The sequence below is a fragment of the Nonlabens sp. Asnod3-A02 genome (assembly GCF_045063755.1).
In the GTDB taxonomy this organism is placed as follows: domain Bacteria; phylum Bacteroidota; class Bacteroidia; order Flavobacteriales; family Flavobacteriaceae; genus Nonlabens; species Nonlabens xylanidelens.
Genome location: NZ_JBEFOC010000007.1, coordinates 1,365,517 through 1,386,318 on the forward strand (window position 1 = coordinate 1,365,517; position 20,802 = coordinate 1,386,318).

Annotated in this window: 16 protein-coding genes; 2 read left to right on the top strand and 14 right to left on the bottom strand. The window is 33.7% G+C overall.

Annotated features, from left to right (window positions below; all coding sequences use genetic code 11):
* Positions 1 to 68 precede the first annotated feature (68 nt).
* The 6 genes from ACJJVN_RS09630 to ACJJVN_RS09655 all read right to left on the bottom strand — a co-directional run bounded on the left by ACJJVN_RS09630 (position 69) and on the right by ACJJVN_RS09655 (position 10,839).
* A complete protein-coding gene (locus ACJJVN_RS09630) occupies positions 69 to 1,256 on the bottom strand; it encodes an immunity 26/phosphotriesterase HocA family protein (protein WP_405377949.1) in 1,188 nt (395 codons plus the stop codon).
* Positions 1,257 to 1,400: 144 nt separating this feature from the next.
* Positions 1,401 to 2,852, bottom strand: a complete 1,452-nt coding sequence (locus ACJJVN_RS09635; protein WP_405377950.1) for a TlpA family protein disulfide reductase — start codon at positions 2,850 to 2,852, stop codon at positions 1,401 to 1,403.
* A 304-nt stretch (positions 2,853 to 3,156) separates the two neighbouring features.
* Positions 3,157 to 3,453 carry a hypothetical protein gene (locus tag ACJJVN_RS09640; RefSeq protein ID WP_405377951.1) on the bottom strand — a complete coding sequence of 99 codons (297 nt, stop codon included), beginning with the start codon at positions 3,451 to 3,453 and terminating at the stop codon, positions 3,157 to 3,159.
* 226 nt (positions 3,454 to 3,679) lie between these two features.
* Positions 3,680 to 5,599, bottom strand: coding sequence for a hypothetical protein (locus ACJJVN_RS09645; RefSeq protein ID WP_405377952.1), 1,920 nt, complete (start codon positions 5,597 to 5,599; stop codon positions 3,680 to 3,682).
* A 228-nt stretch (positions 5,600 to 5,827) separates the two neighbouring features.
* A complete protein-coding gene (locus ACJJVN_RS09650; RefSeq protein WP_405377953.1) occupies positions 5,828 to 7,945 on the bottom strand; it encodes a hypothetical protein in 2,118 nt (705 codons plus the stop codon).
* A 446-nt stretch (positions 7,946 to 8,391) separates the two neighbouring features.
* Positions 8,392 to 10,839: a DUF5916 domain-containing protein gene (locus tag ACJJVN_RS09655; RefSeq protein ID WP_405377954.1), complete on the bottom strand. Its 2,448-nt coding sequence runs from the start codon at positions 10,837 to 10,839 to the stop codon at positions 8,392 to 8,394.
* Positions 10,840 to 11,079: 240 nt separating this feature from the next.
* On the opposite strand from ACJJVN_RS09655, the gene ACJJVN_RS09660 reads away from it, so the two are divergent.
* Entirely contained in the window at positions 11,080 to 12,300 is a 1,221-nt protein-coding gene (locus ACJJVN_RS09660) for an ATP-binding protein (RefSeq protein ID WP_405377955.1), read from the top strand.
* Between the two features lie 80 nt (positions 12,301 to 12,380).
* Here ACJJVN_RS09660 and ACJJVN_RS09665 read toward each other — a convergent pair whose 3' ends face one another.
* From ACJJVN_RS09665 to ACJJVN_RS09700, 8 genes are all read right to left on the bottom strand, one after another.
* Positions 12,381 to 12,809 (bottom strand): PepSY-like domain-containing protein, encoded by a 429-nt coding sequence (locus ACJJVN_RS09665; protein ID WP_405368786.1) that lies wholly within the window; start codon positions 12,807 to 12,809, stop codon positions 12,381 to 12,383.
* 98 nt (positions 12,810 to 12,907) lie between these two features.
* The gene (locus tag ACJJVN_RS09670) at positions 12,908 to 14,458 is read right to left on the bottom strand and encodes an SDR family NAD(P)-dependent oxidoreductase (RefSeq protein WP_405377956.1); all 1,551 of its coding nucleotides are present in this window, start codon (positions 14,456 to 14,458) and stop codon (positions 12,908 to 12,910) included.
* Between the two features lie 169 nt (positions 14,459 to 14,627).
* Positions 14,628 to 15,548 (bottom strand): EamA family transporter, encoded by a 921-nt coding sequence (locus ACJJVN_RS09675; RefSeq protein ID WP_104515033.1) that lies wholly within the window; start codon positions 15,546 to 15,548, stop codon positions 14,628 to 14,630.
* Between the two features lie 125 nt (positions 15,549 to 15,673).
* On the bottom strand, positions 15,674 to 15,868 hold the full coding sequence (locus ACJJVN_RS09680; RefSeq protein ID WP_015363839.1) for a cold-shock protein: 195 nt from the start codon (positions 15,866 to 15,868) through the stop codon (positions 15,674 to 15,676).
* 355 nt (positions 15,869 to 16,223) lie between these two features.
* The gene (locus tag ACJJVN_RS09685; protein ID WP_405368793.1) at positions 16,224 to 16,676 is read right to left on the bottom strand and encodes a KTSC domain-containing protein; all 453 of its coding nucleotides are present in this window, start codon (positions 16,674 to 16,676) and stop codon (positions 16,224 to 16,226) included.
* 71 nt (positions 16,677 to 16,747) lie between these two features.
* A complete protein-coding gene (locus ACJJVN_RS09690) occupies positions 16,748 to 17,767 on the bottom strand; it encodes a hypothetical protein (protein ID WP_405377957.1) in 1,020 nt (339 codons plus the stop codon).
* Between the two features lie 177 nt (positions 17,768 to 17,944).
* Positions 17,945 to 18,937: a UDP-3-O-(3-hydroxymyristoyl)glucosamine N-acyltransferase gene (gene lpxD / locus ACJJVN_RS09695; RefSeq protein WP_405377958.1), complete on the bottom strand. Its 993-nt coding sequence runs from the start codon at positions 18,935 to 18,937 to the stop codon at positions 17,945 to 17,947.
* 126 nt (positions 18,938 to 19,063) lie between these two features.
* Entirely contained in the window at positions 19,064 to 20,122 is a 1,059-nt protein-coding gene (locus ACJJVN_RS09700; protein ID WP_405368798.1) for an NAD(P)-dependent alcohol dehydrogenase, read from the bottom strand.
* Positions 20,123 to 20,334: 212 nt separating this feature from the next.
* On the opposite strand from ACJJVN_RS09700, the gene ACJJVN_RS09705 reads away from it, so the two are divergent.
* Complete coding sequence (locus ACJJVN_RS09705) at positions 20,335 to 20,784, top strand: tRNA (cytidine(34)-2'-O)-methyltransferase (protein WP_405368800.1); 450 nt, start codon at positions 20,335 to 20,337, stop codon at positions 20,782 to 20,784.
* Positions 20,785 to 20,802 lie beyond the last annotated feature (18 nt).

Here is a 20,802-nt window from a genome sequence, read left to right on the forward strand (position 1 = left end):
ATTTGCTCCTATGATTACCAATTGCAAACTGACACTAGCGGCGTTATATATTAGTGCCAGCAAAGGTTTTATTTTTTAAAGTTTTCGTAATATGTTCCATTCGGATTTAGATTGAAGAATTCAAATATTTCTTTTTTAGCACTTTTGTTTTTTGGATTCCTCAAATCAGCTTTCAATTCATAATATTCAGATTCCCAATAAGGTTGATTAGAATTTATTTTGATACAATTCTCCAATGTTTCTTTTTGAAAATTTAAATACGCTCCAATTGATTCAATACTATATGGATTTGACTTTAAAACCTTTTCGCAACTTTTAGCGTTTTTATCTGAATTGTCAATTGTCAAATGCTTGTTGAATTTCTTTGTTGTGGTTTCTTTATATATTAATCCATATTGCAAATACACAGTTTCAAAATCTCCAAAATGAATACTTTTAGAATAAGAAATTGGGAAATCATACTCTATTTCCTCTAATGGTTGGTTTCCAATTATTTCATAATCTCCATAAAACAATACATCGTCCATAATATATTGGGCAGGAATAGATTTTTTTGTTTTTAGTTCATTTAAATCAGTTTCTTTATTTGAACTTATATAATGGTAAATCTTAATCACTAAAGGTTGAGTCATAAGATTCATTATACCATAATTTTTATTTGCTTTAAACTCTGAGTCCTTTCTCAATGGCCTTAAATCATAAATCAGTCGTCCAAAACCATAATTTCTCCTATCAACTTTGAAAGCAAAAAAATCGCCTTGTTTTAGTTTTATTCTTTTCCTCTTTTTTAAAGAGAATTTCTCAATTGATTTCAAGTCATCGGAAGTTGAATTTTTAATATAATCAGTAAGCCAATTTTTTAATTCCGAAATATCGTTAAATTTTATATTCTCAAAATGAGTTGAGTAAAATGTATGTTGAGTCGTGTAATTTCCAATAGTTATTCCATTAATTCCAAAATCAAAATATACACCTAGTGGTGTTTTTGATTCTAATGTTGAAGAAGTCAGTTTCTTTGGTTTACCTTTTTGAGTTTTAGGAAGTAGAAATTCTCTGTCTTTAGTTTCCTCATTGTATTGGATTTCTGAATATTTTAATTCAGTCGAAATTACTTGCTTTTTGATTGTGTTTTTGTCGAAGTATAAAATAGAACTCGGTCGATATGAATCTCCTTTGAGTATGACTTTTTCCCAATTTTCTGCAACTAATTCTAAACCTAAATATTTGCGTTGTTCATTGTTTAATTCAAAAGTCATATTTTTTTTCTCAAATTTGTTACAACGTCTCCGTATATGAAACGTAGCGGCACTAGCAGCATTACGTACTAGCGCCAGCAGGATATAGAAGTGTACTTGTTAGAAATTAAGTGAAATTCGCTTGTTTTTTACCACAGTTCTTTGTTATATGCTGGCCTTTATGCGTTCCTCAAGCTCTTTCTCACTCGGTCTTGGGGCATTATCGTCGATTATTTTGCCGTTCTTATCGAATAACAAATATCTTGGAATAGCTTGAATTTTATAGTTTTTATATAGTTTGGATTTTTCCCAGTTAGCAATGATATAATTGTTTTCATCTTGTGATAAATTTTCTATTTGTGATGCTCGAACCCAAGCAGAGTGGTCTGTATCAATTGAGATTTCAATAATTTGTAATTCTTTATTGCTAAAATTTGATTTCAATTCTTTAAGGAATGGCATTTCTTTTCTACAAGGTGCACACCAGCTTGCCCAAAAATCTACTAAAACTACTTTTCCTTTATTCTTTAGAAGAACCTCTTCGAAAGTCAGTTCATAGTCATTGACAAGATTAGTTAAAATTCCAACATTCCTGTCAGTCATATTTAATTTCTTTGAATTTGTGTTTTGTTTATCAACAACGGATTGCCATTTATTTTGAAATTCTTTGTTGGTATTTATAGTCTGAAATTTAGCTAGATAATCTTCAAACTTTGTCTTTTCGACGAAATATATACTTTTAAGATATGAGTTTAATAAAACTTCTTTTGCTGAATAATTTAAAAACGTTTGTTGTTCGTTAACAAAGTCAAAAAGAACAGAATTCTTTACTCGCTTATCTTCATTAAAGTATTTATACAAAATCAATTGTCTTAATAAACTTACATATTCATTATAGTTGAGCAGTTTTTCGTCATTCAAGTTTACATCTAAACTCTCAATATCAATTTCTACATTTTGATTTTTAGCTTGTCTTATTTTTGAAGTAGCAAATTTTAGTTTTGAATTTATTTTGGCTGTCCTATAAAATTTGTCAGATATACTATTGTTAGCTTTTAAACTATCAATTAATATCAATGAATTATCAAGCATTTCTTCGAGATGCCATTTGTTTCTTATAAAACTATTAGCGGTATAAATTTCTATAGCGTTGTTTTTGAGATTTTTCTTGTAAAGCAAGTAATCAAAATTAAGCTCACTCCATTTTCTGTTTCCATTTGGAACTTTGAAAATTGGATAGGCAATTTGTTTTTTTTGACTGATTTTTATTATTTCTCTGTCAACAAATAAGCTATCTCCCTTTTCTAAGGATAGATTATAACTAAACGACACAGCTGGGTCAAAACCTGCAATTGTAACTGTTGAATTTGCCGGAATAGTTACTGATGTCTTGTTATGTTTTTGTCCGAGATATAGCATATCTGGCTTATCCTGCATTTCATCTAAACGAAGGTTAGTAAAAAAGGAATTTATTGTGTCATTTACTCTGATAAAAACTTCGTTTCTTTTTTCAATAATTTGTTCTTCTGATATTGAAATTTCAGAAATATTTCCTTTATTTTTTTCTTGACAGCTATAAACTGCAAATAATAATAATGTTATTACGATGTTTTTCATAGGCTTGCATATAACGTCTCTGTACATGACTCGTAACATGTAAAGTAGAAAATTATTTTTGGATTGCGCACTAGCCAGGTTTTTAAATTTTATTATCTAAAATAGTTATTTAATTTGTGGTTTACTCTTTTGGGTACCAGTTACAAACTGGCACTAGCGGCTTTGTATACTAGAGCCAGCAGGGGAATAAATTTTATTACTTCATTTTCGCTTATAGAAATCTGCTCATAACCATATTCTAAACCTAGGTTGATTACTGCCGAAAACGGTTTAATAGATATTCTCATCAAATTTATTTTCGATATCATCTTTTGTTTCCCATTGGTGTATAAATAGTTCTAACAGAGTTAATAGTTTGGTCAAATTCTGCTCCTTTGAAATTTGGTCTAGTTTTTTTAGATGTCGGATATATTGCTTTTATTCCATTTTCTCTGAGTAAATTATGATGTTCTGTCAATTCGCATATTACCTTACGAACAGCATTTTTAGATGCACAAGAATTTATACGTTCGACAGTTAGGTCATCAATATTATTTTCTAAAATAGATATTATTTTAAATTTGAAATCATCTCTTCTTTTATTCAATTTACTTTTGGACATCGATGTTTTTAAAATTACTGACAACTGTCGTGTATAGGAAAGTAGCGCTGAAAAAGAACGCTAACTATTCAGTCAAACACAAGCCGAATTTTTAAATTTTTCTTATTATTTTTCTTTGTCAATAAGCCAAATTTAAAAATTTGGCGACCTTGCAAATGCGCCCGAACCATTCGGTTTTGCTACAATTGCCCTATTATTTTTATACGTTGTTATCTCTCGTTTTTTCTCACACAGTCTTCAATATATGCTCGATTTCCTTTTTTAAATATGGGACTTTTACTTTGTAATAATTATCATATTCAGGATACATTACAATAAGATACATATTATCTACTTTAATCTTGTAATTCTTCTCGAGTACGAACTTGTAAAGACTTTGTTGCAAACAATAACGATTATAACTCGTATCGTCAATATGTGATAATTGACCAATTCCGCATTTTCCCCAATTGTCGGTTTCTATTGGTTTTCCGTCAAATGTATTTATAACTTTCTTACTTCTCTTCCAATCGTAAATATCGAAATTCTGTTGATTTTTAACAATAAGGTCAATAGTTCCTGCTACCCCAATGTTATCATCAAAAATCCTCCATTCTGAACGGTAAGGATTTAAATTTGGATGGTCACTAACAAAATTCTCAAACTGATAAAACTCCTCTGTCTGTTCGTATGGTTGGTTGAGATAGAAGCTTTCAATTTGTTCGTGTAGAAAAGTTCCTAAATTTGCAGCGTCTTGACCTCTTTCTTTCCAAATACGAACAATTTCTTCAACTTCTAAACCATATAATGGATTACTTGGACTTAATCTACTTGCAATACCCCAAGCATCGAATTCTTGAAAAAATCGACCAACAATAGTACTTGCGGAAGGAAATGTAACCCCATCAATTGTGTAGATATGTTTTTCTGAATAGAATTTAATACGTTTATCTCTGTCGTTTATATTATTACTATTGAAACCTATGATTTTCCCAATTTCTTCTTTACCGAACGAAGTAGGAACTACAAGTTTTTCTTCCTCAATTTCTTGTTCGCTAAAGTCTCTTTTCAGCGTTTCTGGTGGTGTCTCTAAATTTTTAAATTCGTGATTCAAGTATTTTTCTCTATACTTTTCTTTTTCCCACTTTTGAGACTGAACAACATCCCAAACTTTTTCAACATTTATTTTTGATGTGAATTTTAAGTCAGAAGGGATTTCAATAGATGAATTTACTGATGAAATAATATCTGCTATATATCTAAGACATTCTTTCTCTTGAGTATGTATTTGGTATTCTGAAAACCTTATAACAATCCAACCTCTATCTTTGAAATAATTGTCTCTATTAATATCATCGCCAATGCAATGAGTTGGTTGTCTTGTGATTCCAGCATACGGTTCGTCAATTTCAACATCAATTTGAATATTGTGGTCATCAAAACCGATTAAAGCAATATCAGGTTCATATGGTCTTGTGTTTTTGCCTGTGTTTAATCTCAAATTTCCAGATATATTGAAATTTTCTGCGAAGTAATATTCAATAGCTTTTTGAAATGAAGTTTCCTTAAAACCTCGTCTTTTGGTAGAACCTAATCGATGTGAACGTATTACACATTTTTGATTAGGAATTTTTAGAATTGGAAATTCCGTTTCGCTTTCTGAAAGCTTTAAATTGTAATTGACAAACTTAATTTCTGAAACGACCTCACTTGTGTCTTGAACAGAAGTTGGTAAAATTTCTTGTTTTTTAGGCCTTTCAGTTTGTTTTAGTTTTGGTGGTGTTGGTTTCGGCTCTGTTTTTAGTTTCGGTTTCGTTTCGTAAACTGCGATAGGCTCTGCAACTATTTTTGGCTCTATTTCTTTTTTTATTGTAGTGTATTCAGAAGGCTTTGGCTTAAAGTCATTATGATTAATTGTTTTTTTTACGATTGGTTTTGGTTTTGAAATAGTTTGTGTTTTTTCTTCAATCGGCTCTCGATAAAACAATGAATTAATAATGTAATCTAAAAGTAAACCCAATAACCATCCCCAAAATGCTCCATTCAATGCACCAATTAGAGCTAAAACCCATTTGTCCTCAAAATCCAAAATTGAGAGATGAACTATTATTCCGATTATTGCGAAAATCCACCAACTTGATTTTGCGATTTTTGATTTTTTGTTCATATGTTCAATGGTTGGTTAAAATGAGAGATAACGTCTCGTATATGAAAAGTAGCGCTGAAAATAAGCTGTTACTTTTCGGATAATACACAAGCCGAATTTTAAAATTTTATTAATTATTTTATTTTTGGGAATTTGTCAAATTTAAAAATTTGGCGACTTTCCAAAAATACCCAAGCCTTCGTGTTAGCAACGACTTGCGCTATTTTTTATATACATTGTTATCACCAGTTACTTAAAGTATATGTCTTTTGATTTTTGTGTTAAAAAATAATATGTTCTGATTCCTAAACCCTTTATGTGCTCAATTTTATCGGCTCGTAATAATTCAGATTTAACCAACCTAACAGCTCTTTTAGAAGCTTTTTGGTATGAACAATCAAGCTCCTGTGCTAATGAAGTTGGATATTGAGGTTCGTTTATATATATAGAATTTAGTAACCTAATATCAAATTCAGGTAATTGTAGTTCTTCTTCTACTTGGTCTGTCAGGTTGATTTCAACGTGTTCTAAATTACAAATCCCTTTTTTACATTTAGGACACATCATATCAAACATCTCAAGCATTTCCAATTTTTCGTAAGGTAATGAATTAGAACAATTATTACATTTGAACTGTTTAGCATCTGATATATATTCTCTAACAATATCAGAATTATTAAACCTCCTTTGAATCACATATTTTCTATCTGTTCCTTTTCCATAATTTATATCTTCTGATTTACATAGACCGTGATTTAAAGAATAAAAGGCCATTAAAGTTTTTCCATCTTGGTCTTTTTGTTCACTATATTTAGTTATAAAATAATTTAACTCTAACGTTCGTAAAACATTTTCTAATTTTTTATCTATATAAAAGTGACTTGTAGGTGGTTTTGATTTGTCGGCTTGAAAAATTTTCGACTCGGATGTAGATATTTCAGTTTTGTTGGTTTTTGCTTTTGAAATAATATTATTCAAAACTTCATTTAGATGAAATTTCTCTAATCTTTCGCTAAATGCGCTTCGCATATATTTATTTTTTGAGAAAAACACTTCTACAGTATCTTTAAAAAATCTTTCAGAAGCGATGTTTATATCTTGTAGTGTAATTTTCTTTCCTTTTGAAACACTTGTTTGAAATGAATACCATAAAACCCAACCTATGTTTCTAGGTACATTTGATGTAGAGTCAAAAAGTAGTTGATAAAACTGTTCCATTGGAACTTTATCTGAATATGCGAAAAAAGATTCAGGCTTTACATTACAAAAATAAGAACATCTTTTTGTGAGTAATCTTTTAACGTTGTTTATGGCTTCTTTTTGAGTATTGGATACTTTTCCAGATTGATATAAGTCGTAATAATCAAGTTTTATTTGTTCAATTTTTTGAGGGTCAATATCTCCTAAATAAACTCTATTTGGATAACCAGCTATTTTGAATTTGAAAAATTCTTCAGACCAATTGTTTAATGGTGATACAATAGTGTCAACAAAAATTTTCATAGCTTCCTCCTGTATTTCAGAGAAATCGTCTAAGCATATGAAAACATAGTTAATACCTATTTCTTTTAAAAGTTTTTTTAATTCTAAGAGTACTTTATGAGGCTCATAATACTGTAAAAATATTTCGGAAAAGGCTTCATCAATATTTTCAGAATGTTTATTTGATTTTTGGCTACCTTTTTCAAGACCAGCAGTGCCTTCTATTGCTTTTTCAGATACTTTTCCTCCTAAATTAAAATTTGTAGAACTAGAATTTTCATTGAAATTATTCTCAGTAGACTGGACAATTTTTTCTTTTAAAATTAATATATCCTCACTTTCCTTTTTATCAATAATTTTAAAAATTTGAGATATTTCATCTTTAAAATTTTGTTTATCAGGACCAAATTTTTTCGATATTGAAGCTAAGAAAAATCTTAAAGTATTAGTTTTTACTTCTTCTTCAATTTGGGATAATATTAATTTAAGAAATGACTTGAAAAGGAAATATTTGTCAAGTTCCTCTTTATTAAGAATATTCTTAAAGTTTGCTGAGTTATAAGTGAATGTTCTTGATTGGTCAAAAATTGTTTTTACATCTAAGTATAGAGATAATTTATCTGTAGACTTCCTAACTTCGTGCTGAAGTCTGGCTATGATTGTAGATTTTCCAGTTCCTTTTCGACCAATTAATATTGTAGTATTAGGCTTTAGAGAAGTTTTAAGTACAAAATCATTTTCTAATGGGTCAACGTAAAGCTTTTCAATTATGTTTTCATCCTTGTTTATGTCAGAGAGGTCAGCTCGTCTGCTCTTTTTCAAAGAATCGACCATATCAAAAAAACCATCAATTAGTTTTTGTCTTCTTTCTTCTTCTTTAGTCATTGAGTTTTTTTTTAATTGGTGATAACGTTAATATATAAGCAATCTACTAAAAAACCATATATTAACCCTACTGTATAGGGTGTATATAAGAACTTCTATCAAGAATGAGTTGTAATGATTTTACTCGTTATTCTTAATTACAAGATTGCTCTATTTCTATAACAACCGTAAATCTATGACTACCTGGAGAATGATCTTTACGGTATCCCGTAATGGTGGTTTATTTTTTTGGTATTCTTTTCTGTTCTTTACCTAGGTAACTATGTACCGGTCGCTACTACCTCGTGGTGTGCTAGTTATGGTGCTCTACTGGGTTTTTATTTGTTTGTTATTGGGCATAAAAAAAACCAGCGTATGGGCTGGTTTTTTATAGAGTTTATATATTGTGGTGGTGTTGGTTTTTATTTTGCTTTCGCGAAAGCGGAACCCTTATCCTACTTTTTATTTTACATGAACTTGTTCTTTTTCTTTTTACTTTTAAACAAGCCTGGCAGCTGGTTATAATCTAAGAAGTACTGCACTTTTAAGGATATGGTGTGGTTAATGGGCTGGTCAAATAGGGTATTAAAACTGCTATTGAAATTTTCCATAGCCTGTGTGTCTCTATTAAATAACTGGTTTCTATACAGTGCGGTCATGAAGCTGCCTGGGGCAAACTGCCAGGAATAACTGAGGTCAAAATTCCATGTACTGAAGTTGATATTAGGATCGCTAGGTAATGTGCTGGCGGTATATCCTGTGGTGCGGTCTAGGCGGCCGTTTTCTTTAAGGGAAAACAGACTGTCGTCATATTCTACAATACCCCAATAGTGTCGCAAGGTAAGGGAAAGTGTGTGGTAGGGATTAAAATTATAGCTGGCGTTAAGGGTTTGCTCTATTTCTATACGGTCGCGATCGCCAAAGATGACGTCTTCTCCTACCTGGGTGACGTAGCCTCTGTTTGCTTTATAATATTCTCTATCAAAGAAATAGCTGAGTACAAATTTATCATTAAATCGCATGCGTGGTCCAAAACCAAACCAGTAATTCAGGTAGTTTCTATCTTTTTCTACAAAGCCTTCTATCCCACCGTTTGCGCTTATGGCTAGTTTTTTATTATCGTTAGAATTGAACCATATATTTGAGTTGGCTAGATTTTTAGTGATAAAGAAACTGCCTTCTTTTCTAGGTTCAAAATAATCGTATTGTTTGCCTGGCGAGAGGCTTAAACTGAAGCCGTAGTTATTAAGTGTGGTTGTGGTACCGTCTATATTACCGCCTAGTTCTAGTCCTGTAAAGGTACCAGGATTTGCCAGTCTGGTGTAATCTACATAGGTATTTACATAGATGTTGTTCCATTTTCCTTTTGGTTTAAAGGTGCGGTAGGTGGCGTTGATACCAAAGTCGTTAAAGTTGTTTCTGAACTGAAGTCCTAGATCGTTGATGTCATACTTAGAGTCTGCATAGCTGTGGTCAAAGTTATAACGCCAGTTGCCGCTTATGGTTTGTGCTCTAAAAAAGGTGCTGTAACCAGACTGTGTGCCGTTCTCTAGGTTTAAATGACTCATTTTTACCTGACCTTGTATGTTATAGGTATTGGTTTTATTTACAATATCTGCAAAGAGTGCGGTAACGTTTGCATCTCTAAAACCGCCGTTGCGTGTGGTGTTGGTATTTATGATACCGGCGCTGGAGTTTTTATTGAATTGCTGGTCTACGACTATGATGTTATAGTTAGTAAGCGGTTCTACGAGTTCTTCTCTACGTGTGCCAGTGATGGTGTTTTCTATGGTGGCATAGGTCTTATCTGTAATGCTATTAAAGAGTCCGATGCCCAGACCGTTTTTAGTCCTTCCAGATACTTTTAATGCATTGAGTACTTTTACGGTTTCTGGATAGTCTATGACCTCTTCTATATTACTGATGCTAGGAAATGCAGATGGTGCGCTACCGACACGTCTAGAGAAAAAGAGGTTTGCTTTACTGAAGAGGTCTACACCTTCTGTAAAGAACTGTCGCTGCTCTGAAAAGGTTTGCTCAAAGGGTCCTAAATTAAGAGAGACGTCATCAAATCCTGCCTGACTGAAGTCTGGAATAAGGGTGGCGTCTAGGGTAAAGTTTTCAGTAATGCCGTATTTAACGTCTAGTCCTGCGTTAAAATCGGTCTGTGTGTTGCCGTCAAAACTGCGGCTTACTCCAGAGACAAATGGGTAAAAGGCAAGTCTTACTGGTGGTTTTAGGTTTTTGAGTCCTTTTAACTCGCCGTGGTAGAGTCCTATGTTTCCTTTAGTTGGGTCCAGCTCGTTCCAGGTGTATTGTGAATTGTTTCTTCGAAACCTGCGGTGGAACTGTATGCCCCATGTCTCTACGTTTTTATTGTCAAATCGCAGGCAGCGGTATGGGATTTTCATTTCTAGAGACCAGCCGTCTTCATTGATTTGTACAGCACTACTCCACACTGCATTCCAGCCGAAATCTTCTCCTATACTGGGGTTTGCAATCGCGTCTGCCTGTGTGCCCGATGCAAATACAAAGAACTCGGTGTCGTTTTGTGCGTCGTTATTGGGGTTTACTACAAAGCCAAAGAAGTCTGATTGTGCAAAGTTATCTCTGCTAGAGAATTGCTTTGCTATTTTTGAAGGATCGTCATACAAATATGCCGATACATAAATGGCGGTGTCGTCATAAGCCATTTTTACAATGGTTTTATTGTGTACCGAATCAGGAACACCCATGGTAGGTCTAAACTGAATGAAGTCTTTGGCTTCTTGTGCGTTTTGCCAAATGTCTTCGGTTAATTTTCCGTCTATTTTTATGGATGTTGTTGTTTTTTCTATTTGCAGACTTTTCTTGATTTGAGCAAAAGAAAGTGTGGTAAAAAGCAACAGTAAAATTGTAGGAATGTAATTTTTCATTATCTGATTAGGTTAGCTTTTTAAGGACGTCTGGTTTTAATCGATGTTACAGTTTAATGCTTCCTTTTATCTTAAATGTCTATAATTTCGGTAGGATACCGCGCTATTTGTAGGGATATTCTGTTATAATTATCATTTGTTCAAAAAAGTGACAGGAATAAACGTTAAAAGCGTAACAAAATGAATTCTAATACTCTATAAATAATCTTTATTTGTAGGAATAATTTTTTTATTCCAATAATGATAAGCGCCCCTATTCTCGATAATGAATCAAAGAGACAAGCAGCTGTAGAAAAATACCGCTTGCTGGACACCATGCCTGAGGATAGTTATGATAATATCACTTCTATAATCGCTAGTGTCTGTGATGCTCCTATATCTTTAATTACTCTAGTAGATAAAGCTAGAAATTTTATAAAATCTGGTCACGGAGTGGATATTACAGAGTCTGAGCGAGACATCTCTTTTTGTGGCCATGCAATAGCTAGTGACGATGATATCATGATCGTTAACGATGCACGTGAAGATGTGCGTTTTAAGGATAATCCACTACTTACCGATTTTAAAGCTATTTTTTATGCTGGCGTACCGCTAGTGGATACTAATGGGTACAAACTAGGTACATTATGTGTTTATGACAGCAAACCTAGAACACTAGTTGCACACCAGATAAAAGCTCTCAAAGCTATGGGCAAGCAAGTAATGCATCTTTTTGAAGAGCGTTACAAGACTTTTAAACTTCTTGCCATGCAGGAAGAACTAGAAGAGCGCAATGAAGAGTTAAAAGACTTTGCTGGAATAGTATCTCACGATTTAAAAGCACCGTTATCTAACATAATAATGATAACTAAGCTTTTAAAAGAAAGCGAGAAAAACCTATCACAACAGTCCATAGATTATCTAGGTTATCTGAGAGATAGCTCTAATAATATGAGTCGTTATATAGATGGTATTTTACAGTTTTACAGCAGTAACGAGCTGGTTACCGAAGAATATGATAGCGTTAGTTATGTAGACACTATAGAAGACGTAATCGCCATGACGGTAAAAGATGATCATATAAAGATCAATTACATACCAGAATATGACACCACGTTATTAACTCATGAGGTTGCTTTAAAGCAAATTTTAATGAATTTAATGACTAATGCGATAAAGTATAATGATAAAGAAGAAACCCTTATAAATATTAACCTAGAAGAAAATAAGGAAGAATATATAATTACTATAAGAGATAACGGTAGTGGTATTGCTCCAGAGAATTTGAAATCCATCTTTAAGCTGTTTTATATCGCTACACAAGAAGATCGCAACGGTAAACAAGGTACAGGAATAGGACTGGCAACTGTTGCTAGATTAATAGACCACATGCAAGGTAAAATTACTGTAGATTCTCAACTAGGAGAATGGACAGAATTTAAAATAACCTTACCTAGAAAAGGAACTCTAGAAACTGCCTAAACTTCTTTAATTCCAAATAAAAAGTCCGTAATGCTATACGTATAGCATTACGGACTTTTTTAATATTAGACGAAATAGAATTAGACTTTAGTACCGTCTTTTCTATATTCTACGTCCATATTTTTTCCTTTTTGTTTAAATTCTATATCGTAGAATTCCCCTTGTGTAGCACTCATAACATGCTCTGCTTCTTGTATGGTTCTATCAGGAAATTCTCTTTCTATTGCTTTTTGTATCGCTTTAGGGATTTCTTTGTCCTTGATAGAATTTTCTGTCTCTCTCCAAGTACCGTCTGCATGAAAATCTGCACGGTATTTCTCTCCATCTTTTTTAAAATGAGCTTCCCAATAGCCATGGTCGTCTAGTTCAAAATCTGGATCGTTTTCTCCTGGATATTTTGTTTCAAAAGCTTCTAGTACTACTTGAGGCACCTCGTTTGAAGACTGGGTCTGACAACTAGCACTAATCGAAATAAATAATAACGTAAATAATATACCTGTAAGTCTCATAATTATCTGTTTTTAATAAATTTACAGATAGATACACACACCTCTACTTAATACTGTATTAATATGTGTTATGAGATGTTAAAATAACAACAGAATTCTTACCAGCTTATAGGTCTGTAATCCTTTAAGAATTTACCACACCAGTGCTTACCAGTATTGATACCATCAAATAATGGATCCATAACACGTGCCGCACCATCTACTATATCTAGTGGCGGCTGGAAATCGTGAACTTCTTGTTTCTTTTTAGACAGCTGTACAGGATCCTCATCTGTAACCCAGCCCGTATCTACCGCATTCATGTAAATACCATCTTTAGCCAGTGTGCCTGCTGCAGTATGCGTTAACATGTTAAGAGCAGCTTTGGCCATATTAGTATGTGGATGGCGGTCTTCTTTATGGAACGTGTGGAACTTCCCTTCCATCGCACTCACGTTAATGATGTGTTTTTTACCTGTATTATCTTTCTTCATAATTTCAGAAAGACGGTTACAAAGTACAAACGGAGCAACAGAATTCACTAGCTGTACCTCTATCATCTCGGTAGTTTCTATTTCACCCAGTTTTAATCGCCAGCTATTGGTTTTTCTAAGATCCACTTGCTGTAAATCTGCATCGAGTTCACCTTCTGGAAAAACCTCTTGAGTTACCAGTGCTTTGTCAAAACTATACGGTATTTGAGATAATTTTGCACTTGCTCTTAAACCTATACCAGGTTCTGGACCGTGCCATGTTACCGGCATATTTTTATTAGGCGATGCGCCTGGAGTTAATTCTTGTAACTCATGTAAACATTTGTAATGATCTGTAAGTGTTTCTTGTGCAAATACAGGTAATTGCTCAAAAGTCAACTCTTCATTAGGCATTAAATGTGCATAAAATCCAGACGGTCTTCTTACTGTTTGCGCAGCATTATTGATAAGAATATCTAGACGGTCGTATTTTTGCTCTATATAGTTACAAAAAATCTCTACACTAGGAATGTGACGTAAATCCAACCCATGAATATGTAAATTGTGTCCCCATTCTTTAAAATCTTCTTCTTTAGAAAATCGCAAAGCACTATCATGTGGGAAACGAGTAGTTGCAATAACTGTTGCACCACCACGCAATAACATTAAGGTAATGTGGTATCCTATTTTAAGCCTAGAACCGGTAATAATGGCTACTTGCCCTTTTACATCGGCATTTTGAAAACGTTTTGCATAATTAAAATCACCACAGTCGGTACACATCTGGTCATAGAAATGATGCAGTTTTGTAAACATGGTTTTACACACGTAGCAATTACGTGGTGATTCTAGCTCGCCAGTTTCTTTTTGAGAAAGGTCTGCAGCGGCTAGTAATTTAGGAGCCGTAAAGATGGCATCTTCACGTGCACTTCTTATTCCTGTTTCTTTACGAGCATGTTTATCTCGTTCTATTTGTTTTCTTTTGGCAGCTTTTTTAGCATCCTTTTTACCGCGCTTGTATTCTTCACGAGTCGGTCTGGATAATTTACCTGCCGCTTTCATTAACGCGACACGCTGCTCCTCTGGTAACGCAAATACACTTTTAGGATCTTCAATAAACTTATTAAGTGTTTGAATACATGCATCTATTTCTTGTATAGAAGTGTTTTCATTTTCTTGAGTTTTGTCCATATTCATAGTGCATTTTTCTGTGTGCAAATTTAATGGTTATCACAACAATATGGAGCCCTATTTATCAGGATAATAGAAAGAATGGTTATGTAGGTTCCGCTTTCGCGAAAGCGGAAACAAAATCAATTTAAGTAGACCAGTTAAAATCTGTAATTTACTATAGAAATTAGTGTTCTTACCTATTCTTAGGAGAAGGCTTGATGTCATCTTTACCTCTCTTTCTACTATTGATAAAATACACACCGGTAATCATAATCGCAGCAGCAATCAAGGATTGTGTAGTTACTTCTTCGTCCAAGAAATACCAACCTAGCAATAGAGCTACTACAGGATTTACATAAGAAGAAGTTGCCACTTTTTCTGTAGAGATATTCTTTAAAAGGAAATTAAATGCCGTAAAAGCCGCAATACTACCGAAAATAATAAGGCAAGCTAAAGCGATATAAGTAGGCTCTTGCCACGTCATAGGAGAAGACCAAGACTCGCTAAAAGCAAAACTAGCAATAGCCAGTATGACACTAGCCGCTATCATTTGATAACCAGTCGAGACAAAGAAATTAGTAGGTACATCAGCTTTGGCGACAAATAAACTACCTGCACTCCAACTTAAAATACAACTGATAATCATGACAATACCAGTAATAGCGCCTTCTTTGGTCGTTATTTCATTCTGACTAACTAAGATGTACATACCTACTAGCCCGAGAACAACACCTATAACAGATTTTGCTTGCAATGCTTTGCGCTGCACGAGTCGCATAAGTAACAGAATAAACAAGGGTTGCAATGCGGCTATAAGTGCTGCAAAACCTGTGTCCACATATTTTAATGCCCAAACAAAGACACCGTTACCATAACTAAGAAAAAGAAAACCTGCTAGTGTACAATTGAAAAATTGTTTTCTAGTAATGCTAAGGCTATACCCTAGTAGTTTTGCTATTATAAAAATAAGAATACCTGCAAGTGAAAATCGGATACTAGCAAGCATAAATGGTGGCAACTCGGTCACCGCCATTTTATTCCATAAATAGGTAGATCCCCAAAATACATAAGTGGAGAAAAAAGCAAGACCTATTAAAGCAGTTTTTCTATTCATGTAGACAAAGCTAATTCAATAATCGGTATAGAACAGATAAGTATCTATTAATGTTATCAAAAAAAAGGGCATAAAAAAAACCCATCTAAATTAGATGGGTTTTGTAAGAAATTTAAAGAATCGAATTAGTCGATTACTCTAACATTAACGGCGTTTAAACCTTTTTTTCCTTCTTTAAGTTCGAATTCAACTTTGTCACCTTCACGGATCTCGTCGATTAAACCTGTTACGTGTGCAAAATGTTCCTGACCTGATCCTTCTTCTGTGATAAATCCAAATCCTTTTGCGTCATTGAAAAATTTTACTGTACCTGTACTCATTTGTAATAATTTAAATTAATAATACTTCTTATTTGATTTCAAAAGCCGTGCCACAAGAGTATTCACCATGGAAAAGCTCGTTACAATCAGACAATAGAATAAAAAACTAAATAAGAAATCTCACTAATCTTTATGACCACATGTTCCAATCATACAGCAAAAATAATCTTTTTAATCAATGTAAAGCAATAAAAACATGAAATAGATTTAAAATTAGTAAAATAATAACAATAGAAACGACAAGCACCTCAACAACAGCTATTTAATTACTCTGTAAAAGGTAACAAATGTGTATAAAAAAATAGCCATATCTCTATGGATATGGCTATTTATTAAAGTCTAAAATTTTAAAATCTTAAGCTTGTTGCTCTTCGTCTTTTTTAGACTTGCGGTATAAGTACGTTTCAAAGATATTACGCTTTGCAAATCTGTAACGGTTGTCTGCATTTATAAGTTTTTTGAAGATTTTTACATCTACTCCAAAATATTCATAAGTACTACCATCTGTAAAAACTACTTCTAGGACACGTCCTTTGTGGTCAAAGTCTTTTATACCAGTGTTAGAAATCGTTTCTTTATATTCTGCTAGGTTAGCTTCCTTAGTTTCTGGAGCAATACTAACAAGAAAGTGGTAACCATCGATAATCGTTCTACTCATTACCTCTGCCTCTTCTTTCTTATCATCACCTTCCTGAAATTTATCAGGGTGCCATTCTTTAACTAGGTTACGGTAACTTTTTTTAAGTGCTTTAAGTTCAATGTCCTTTTCTACGTTGAACATTTTCTTATACTGATTAATACGCTTCATGTGCTCCTCTTTTTTAAGGCGGCGCAAAAATACATCTTTAATCTAGATGGAAAACATTAAAAACTAGAATTCTACAATTCCTTTTTAGGTAAAGTAGGCAGTTGTTGATTTTTAGTAGGCTTAACGACAAATGGTGTGAACCAGTCCCAAGTAATTCCTATCTTAAAACGAGCAAAATCGTCTAAAAAACGATAGTTATAATCGTCACGACCCACAGAAAACTGTACGAGAATACCTAAATCGCTATCCCATGGGTATAAAATACCGCTGGTTTCTGACCTATAAGGAGCACTGGATGGGTGTGAACCTATGGTATAATTAAATTGCTGACTAAGAGTGTACCTCATCTTTTTGAGATGTGAGGTAAATTCATAACCGAATTCTAACTGGTGACGTCCTAAAATATCTATGTCTTCTGGATTATAACCTCCAAAATCTGCAAAACCTAAAAACTTATCGTGATACAATTGATAAGTAGCTGTAAAAGAATGAATTTTTTGAGGAATATTATCTCCGTTAAATGTATTGAGGCGGTAGTTAAAACTAAATCTTGTTAGGTTAGTTGAGAAATTACCTCCACTTCTATTGAGTAATTCTGCAAGATCTGTATCGTCTGTAAAACTGTTATACAATGCTATACTCTCTTCAGAATTATCATCAAACTCGATACTAAAAGCGCTACCTGCTTGTCCATTACTGTAATGCCCAGACTCCACAGCAACAGTAAGGAAGTTATCATCATTAGTTTTAATAATTTTTTGCCACCCCAGTAATACTTTATAACTAGGGGTTTTTACTGGTTTAGACTCTTCATTATAGATTCTAAATTGAGGTTGAAAAGATAAATACACCGCATCACCATTTGTTATGGTATCTTTATTAAGCGCTTTTCTTAAATCGTTATACAGACTGTAATAAACGACTGGTCTAGCCTCTAATAAAATCTCTTCATATTCATTATTACCCAAACCTACAGACAGGTCTGGTCGTATAGCGATAGGGTAATATTCTTTAAATCCACTAATCTCATCTTGTTGACCATAAGAAATGAAACTAGTTAAAAATAAAGCAATTAGTAAAATTTTATTCATAATTCAGTTTTTGGGGATAGAAAAATTAAAGCGTGTAAATTTAGTCAATGAAAGAGGCTTATTGCTATCTTTTAAAATGCTATTAACATTAACCTCAACAAAATCTGAATATCATTTATGAATAAAAAAAAGATTCAGTCTTCATGAAAGCAGAATCTTTTAAATACGTTATAAAATCTATTTTTTTGCAAGTCTGCGCAATGCGACCCATTGTTTAAGCATTTCTCTAGAATCTACTGCTGGATATCCTAAAACGGTTTGTCCTGCTTTTACATCATTCATCACACCACTACCAGCGCCTATAGTTGCACCAGACTCGATAACTGTATGATCTTTAATACTGGCACTACCACCTATGATAACACCATCACCTAGTGTAACAGAACCTGCAAGACCACTATGACCAGCCATTATACAAGATCTACCTAAGATACAATTGTGTGCTATTTGAACCAGGTTATCGATTTTACAACCATCACCTACTATGGTAGAATTGAATTTTGCACGATCTACACAAGAATTTGCACCTATCTCCACTCCATTTCCTATTACCACGTTACCTATGTGTGGTATTTTAACCAGGCCACGACCATCGTCTGCTGGGCGGTAACCAAAACCATCTGCTCCTATGCTCACATTAGTATGAAAAATGCACTGCGCACCTATTTGAGAACGCTCTCTAATAACCGTACCAGACCAGACTACTGTTTGTGGACCTATCGTGGTGTCGTCAAAAACACTAACGTTGTGGTACAATACCACTCCATCTCCCAAGACTACATTTTTACCTACGTAACAATGCGCGCCTATTTTTACACCTTTACCTACCGTTGCTGTTTTATCAACTACTGCTGTTGCATGAATATCGGTATCAAAAGCAGGTGTCTCTGGTTGAAAAGCTTCTAACAATCTCGCCATAGCAAGATCTGCATTTTTAACCTTGATAAAAGCACGATTATCTCCAGGCTGCAACTCTATATTATCATTAATAATAGCAACTGACGAATTTGAATCTGCCCAGAATTTTGCATATTTCTTATTTCCTATAAAAGTAAGATCGCTATTTGAGGCATTTCTTATCTCGTTAACACCTGTTACAGCATGAGTTGTGTTGCCTACTTGTTCTCCTTTTAAGATCTCGTTTATTTGTTCTACAGTAAATGAATGCATAAATAGTTAGTTGTTAAGTGGTAAATCTAAGTATTTATAAAAGAAAAGTAGCACTGTGTGCAGAAACAAGGCATAAAAAAAGACCGTACAAAACGGTCTTTTTAAACTTAATTATTTTTAAATCTCTTATTTCTTCAAAGATTCCATATCAATAACAAAACGGTATTTTACATCATTCTTTTGTACTCTTTCAAAAGCTGTATTGATCTCGTCCATATTGATCATTTCTATATCAGACACAATATTGTGTTCTCCACAAAAGTCTAACATTTCTTGAGTTTCTTTGATACCACCTATTAAAGAACCAGCAACTCTTTTTCTACCTAGAATCACACTACCTCCATGCATAGGCTCTAACGGCTCTATCGCACCTACCATACACATAGTAGAATCACGTTTAAGTAAATGTAAATAAGGATTGATATCGTGTTTTACTGGAACTGTATTAAGAATAAAATCAAAGGTTCCTTTATGTGCTGCCATAGCATCACTATCCTTAGAGATAAGAACACCATCTGCTCCTAGACGCTTAGCATCGTCTGCCTTACCAGGAGAAGTAGTAATCATAATCGTTTCTGCACCCATAGCAGCTGCAAACTTAATACCCATGTGACCTAAACCACCTAGACCTACAACACCTACTTTATCACCTTTCTTGACTTTCCAGTGGTTAAGCGGTGAGAATGTAGTAATTCCAGCACATAATAAAGGTGCGGCAGCTCTTGCGTCTAGATTTTCTGGAACTCTTAGTACAAATTCTTCTCTAACTGTAATACTTGTAGAATAGCCACCAAAAGTATGATCACTATCTGCTCCACCTATTTTATCCTTACCGTTATACGTACCTACCATACCGTTATCACAGAATTGCTCTAGGTCATCTTTACACGCACTACACGTCTGACAAGAGTCTACCATGCAACCTACACCTACTAGATCACCTACTTTATAACTAGAAACACCGTTCCCTATTTGAGAAACCTTTCCTATAATTTCATGACCAGGTACGATAGGGTATTTTGCATTACCCCAGTCATTTTGTTTTGCATGTATATCACTATGACATACACCACAGTAAAGTATATCGATTTTTACATCATTTTCATTAAGATCACGACGTTTAATAGTCATTTCCTTTAAATCTGCATCCTTATTTACTGCTCCGTACGCTTTTACTTCTTGCATTTTTTATTGTTTAAATACCTCCTTATCGGTTCTGGTATTGTGGTTATTATTTAGTTTTGCAAAACTAGCCAGAAATACGTTTTAAATGGGTTAATAACGCGTTAAAGCATTAGTTTTTTGCTATTAAAATTTATGAAAATTCCGCTTTCGCGAAAGCGGAACACATCTAACTACACTCTTCTACTGTATCTTTACCTACTTAATACAAGTTTATGCTACACATAGTTCTCATAGAGCCAGAAATTCATACCAATACTGGTAATATAGGTCGTTTAAGTCTGGCTACAGGTTCTCACTTACACCTAGTAAAACCATTAGGTTTTGAGCTAAGCGATTCTAGATTAAAAAGAGCAGGACTAGATTACTGGCAACATATAGAATTAAGCATCTATGAAAATGCTGATGAGTTTTTTGAGAAAAACAAAGATCGATCTATGGCATTTTTGAGCAGTCATGGAACTAAGGATTATACCGATATACCATTTGAAGAAGGAACGATGATTATCTTCGGGAAAGAGTCTAAAGGTTTATCAAGTGATATTACTGATAGATTTAAAGATCATTTATATAAAATCCCACAATACAGCGAGCATATACGCAGTATTAATCTAGCAAATGCGGTAGCTGTTATTACTTATGAAGGTTTGCGCCAATTGCGATAAATAAAAAACCCAACCATT

Excerpts from the sequence above, each read along its gene's own strand:
- ACJJVN_RS09635 (WP_405377950.1), bottom strand. The coding sequence starts at position 2,852 with ATGAAAAACATCGTAATAACATTATTATTATTTGCAGTTTATAGCTGT.
- ACJJVN_RS09705 (WP_405368800.1), top strand. The coding sequence starts at position 20,335 with ATGCTACACATAGTTCTCATAGAGCCAGAAATTCATACCAATACTGGT.
- ACJJVN_RS09690 (WP_405377957.1), bottom strand. The coding sequence starts at position 17,767 with ATGAATAAAATTTTACTAATTGCTTTATTTTTAACTAGTTTCATTTCT.
- ACJJVN_RS09670 (WP_405377956.1), bottom strand. The coding sequence starts at position 14,458 with ATGAATATGGACAAAACTCAAGAAAATGAAAACACTTCTATACAAGAA.
- ACJJVN_RS09675 (WP_104515033.1), bottom strand. The coding sequence starts at position 15,548 with ATGAATAGAAAAACTGCTTTAATAGGTCTTGCTTTTTTCTCCACTTAT.
- ACJJVN_RS09680 (WP_015363839.1), bottom strand. The coding sequence starts at position 15,868 with ATGAGTACAGGTACAGTAAAATTTTTCAATGACGCAAAAGGATTTGGA.
- ACJJVN_RS09630 (WP_405377949.1), bottom strand. The coding sequence starts at position 1,256 with ATGACTTTTGAATTAAACAATGAACAACGCAAATATTTAGGTTTAGAA.
- ACJJVN_RS09685 (WP_405368793.1), bottom strand. The coding sequence starts at position 16,676 with ATGAAGCGTATTAATCAGTATAAGAAAATGTTCAACGTAGAAAAGGAC.
- ACJJVN_RS09665 (WP_405368786.1), bottom strand. The coding sequence starts at position 12,809 with ATGAGACTTACAGGTATATTATTTACGTTATTATTTATTTCGATTAGT.
- ACJJVN_RS09640 (WP_405377951.1), bottom strand. The coding sequence starts at position 3,453 with ATGTCCAAAAGTAAATTGAATAAAAGAAGAGATGATTTCAAATTTAAA.
- ACJJVN_RS09660 (WP_405377955.1), top strand. The coding sequence starts at position 11,080 with ATGATAAGCGCCCCTATTCTCGATAATGAATCAAAGAGACAAGCAGCT.
- ACJJVN_RS09655 (WP_405377954.1), bottom strand. The coding sequence starts at position 10,839 with ATGAAAAATTACATTCCTACAATTTTACTGTTGCTTTTTACCACACTT.
- ACJJVN_RS09650 (WP_405377953.1), bottom strand. The coding sequence starts at position 7,945 with ATGACTAAAGAAGAAGAAAGAAGACAAAAACTAATTGATGGTTTTTTT.
- ACJJVN_RS09700 (WP_405368798.1), bottom strand. The coding sequence starts at position 20,122 with ATGCAAGAAGTAAAAGCGTACGGAGCAGTAAATAAGGATGCAGATTTA.
- lpxD (WP_405377958.1), bottom strand. The coding sequence starts at position 18,937 with ATGCATTCATTTACTGTAGAACAAATAAACGAGATCTTAAAAGGAGAA.
- ACJJVN_RS09645 (WP_405377952.1), bottom strand. The coding sequence starts at position 5,599 with ATGAACAAAAAATCAAAAATCGCAAAATCAAGTTGGTGGATTTTCGCA.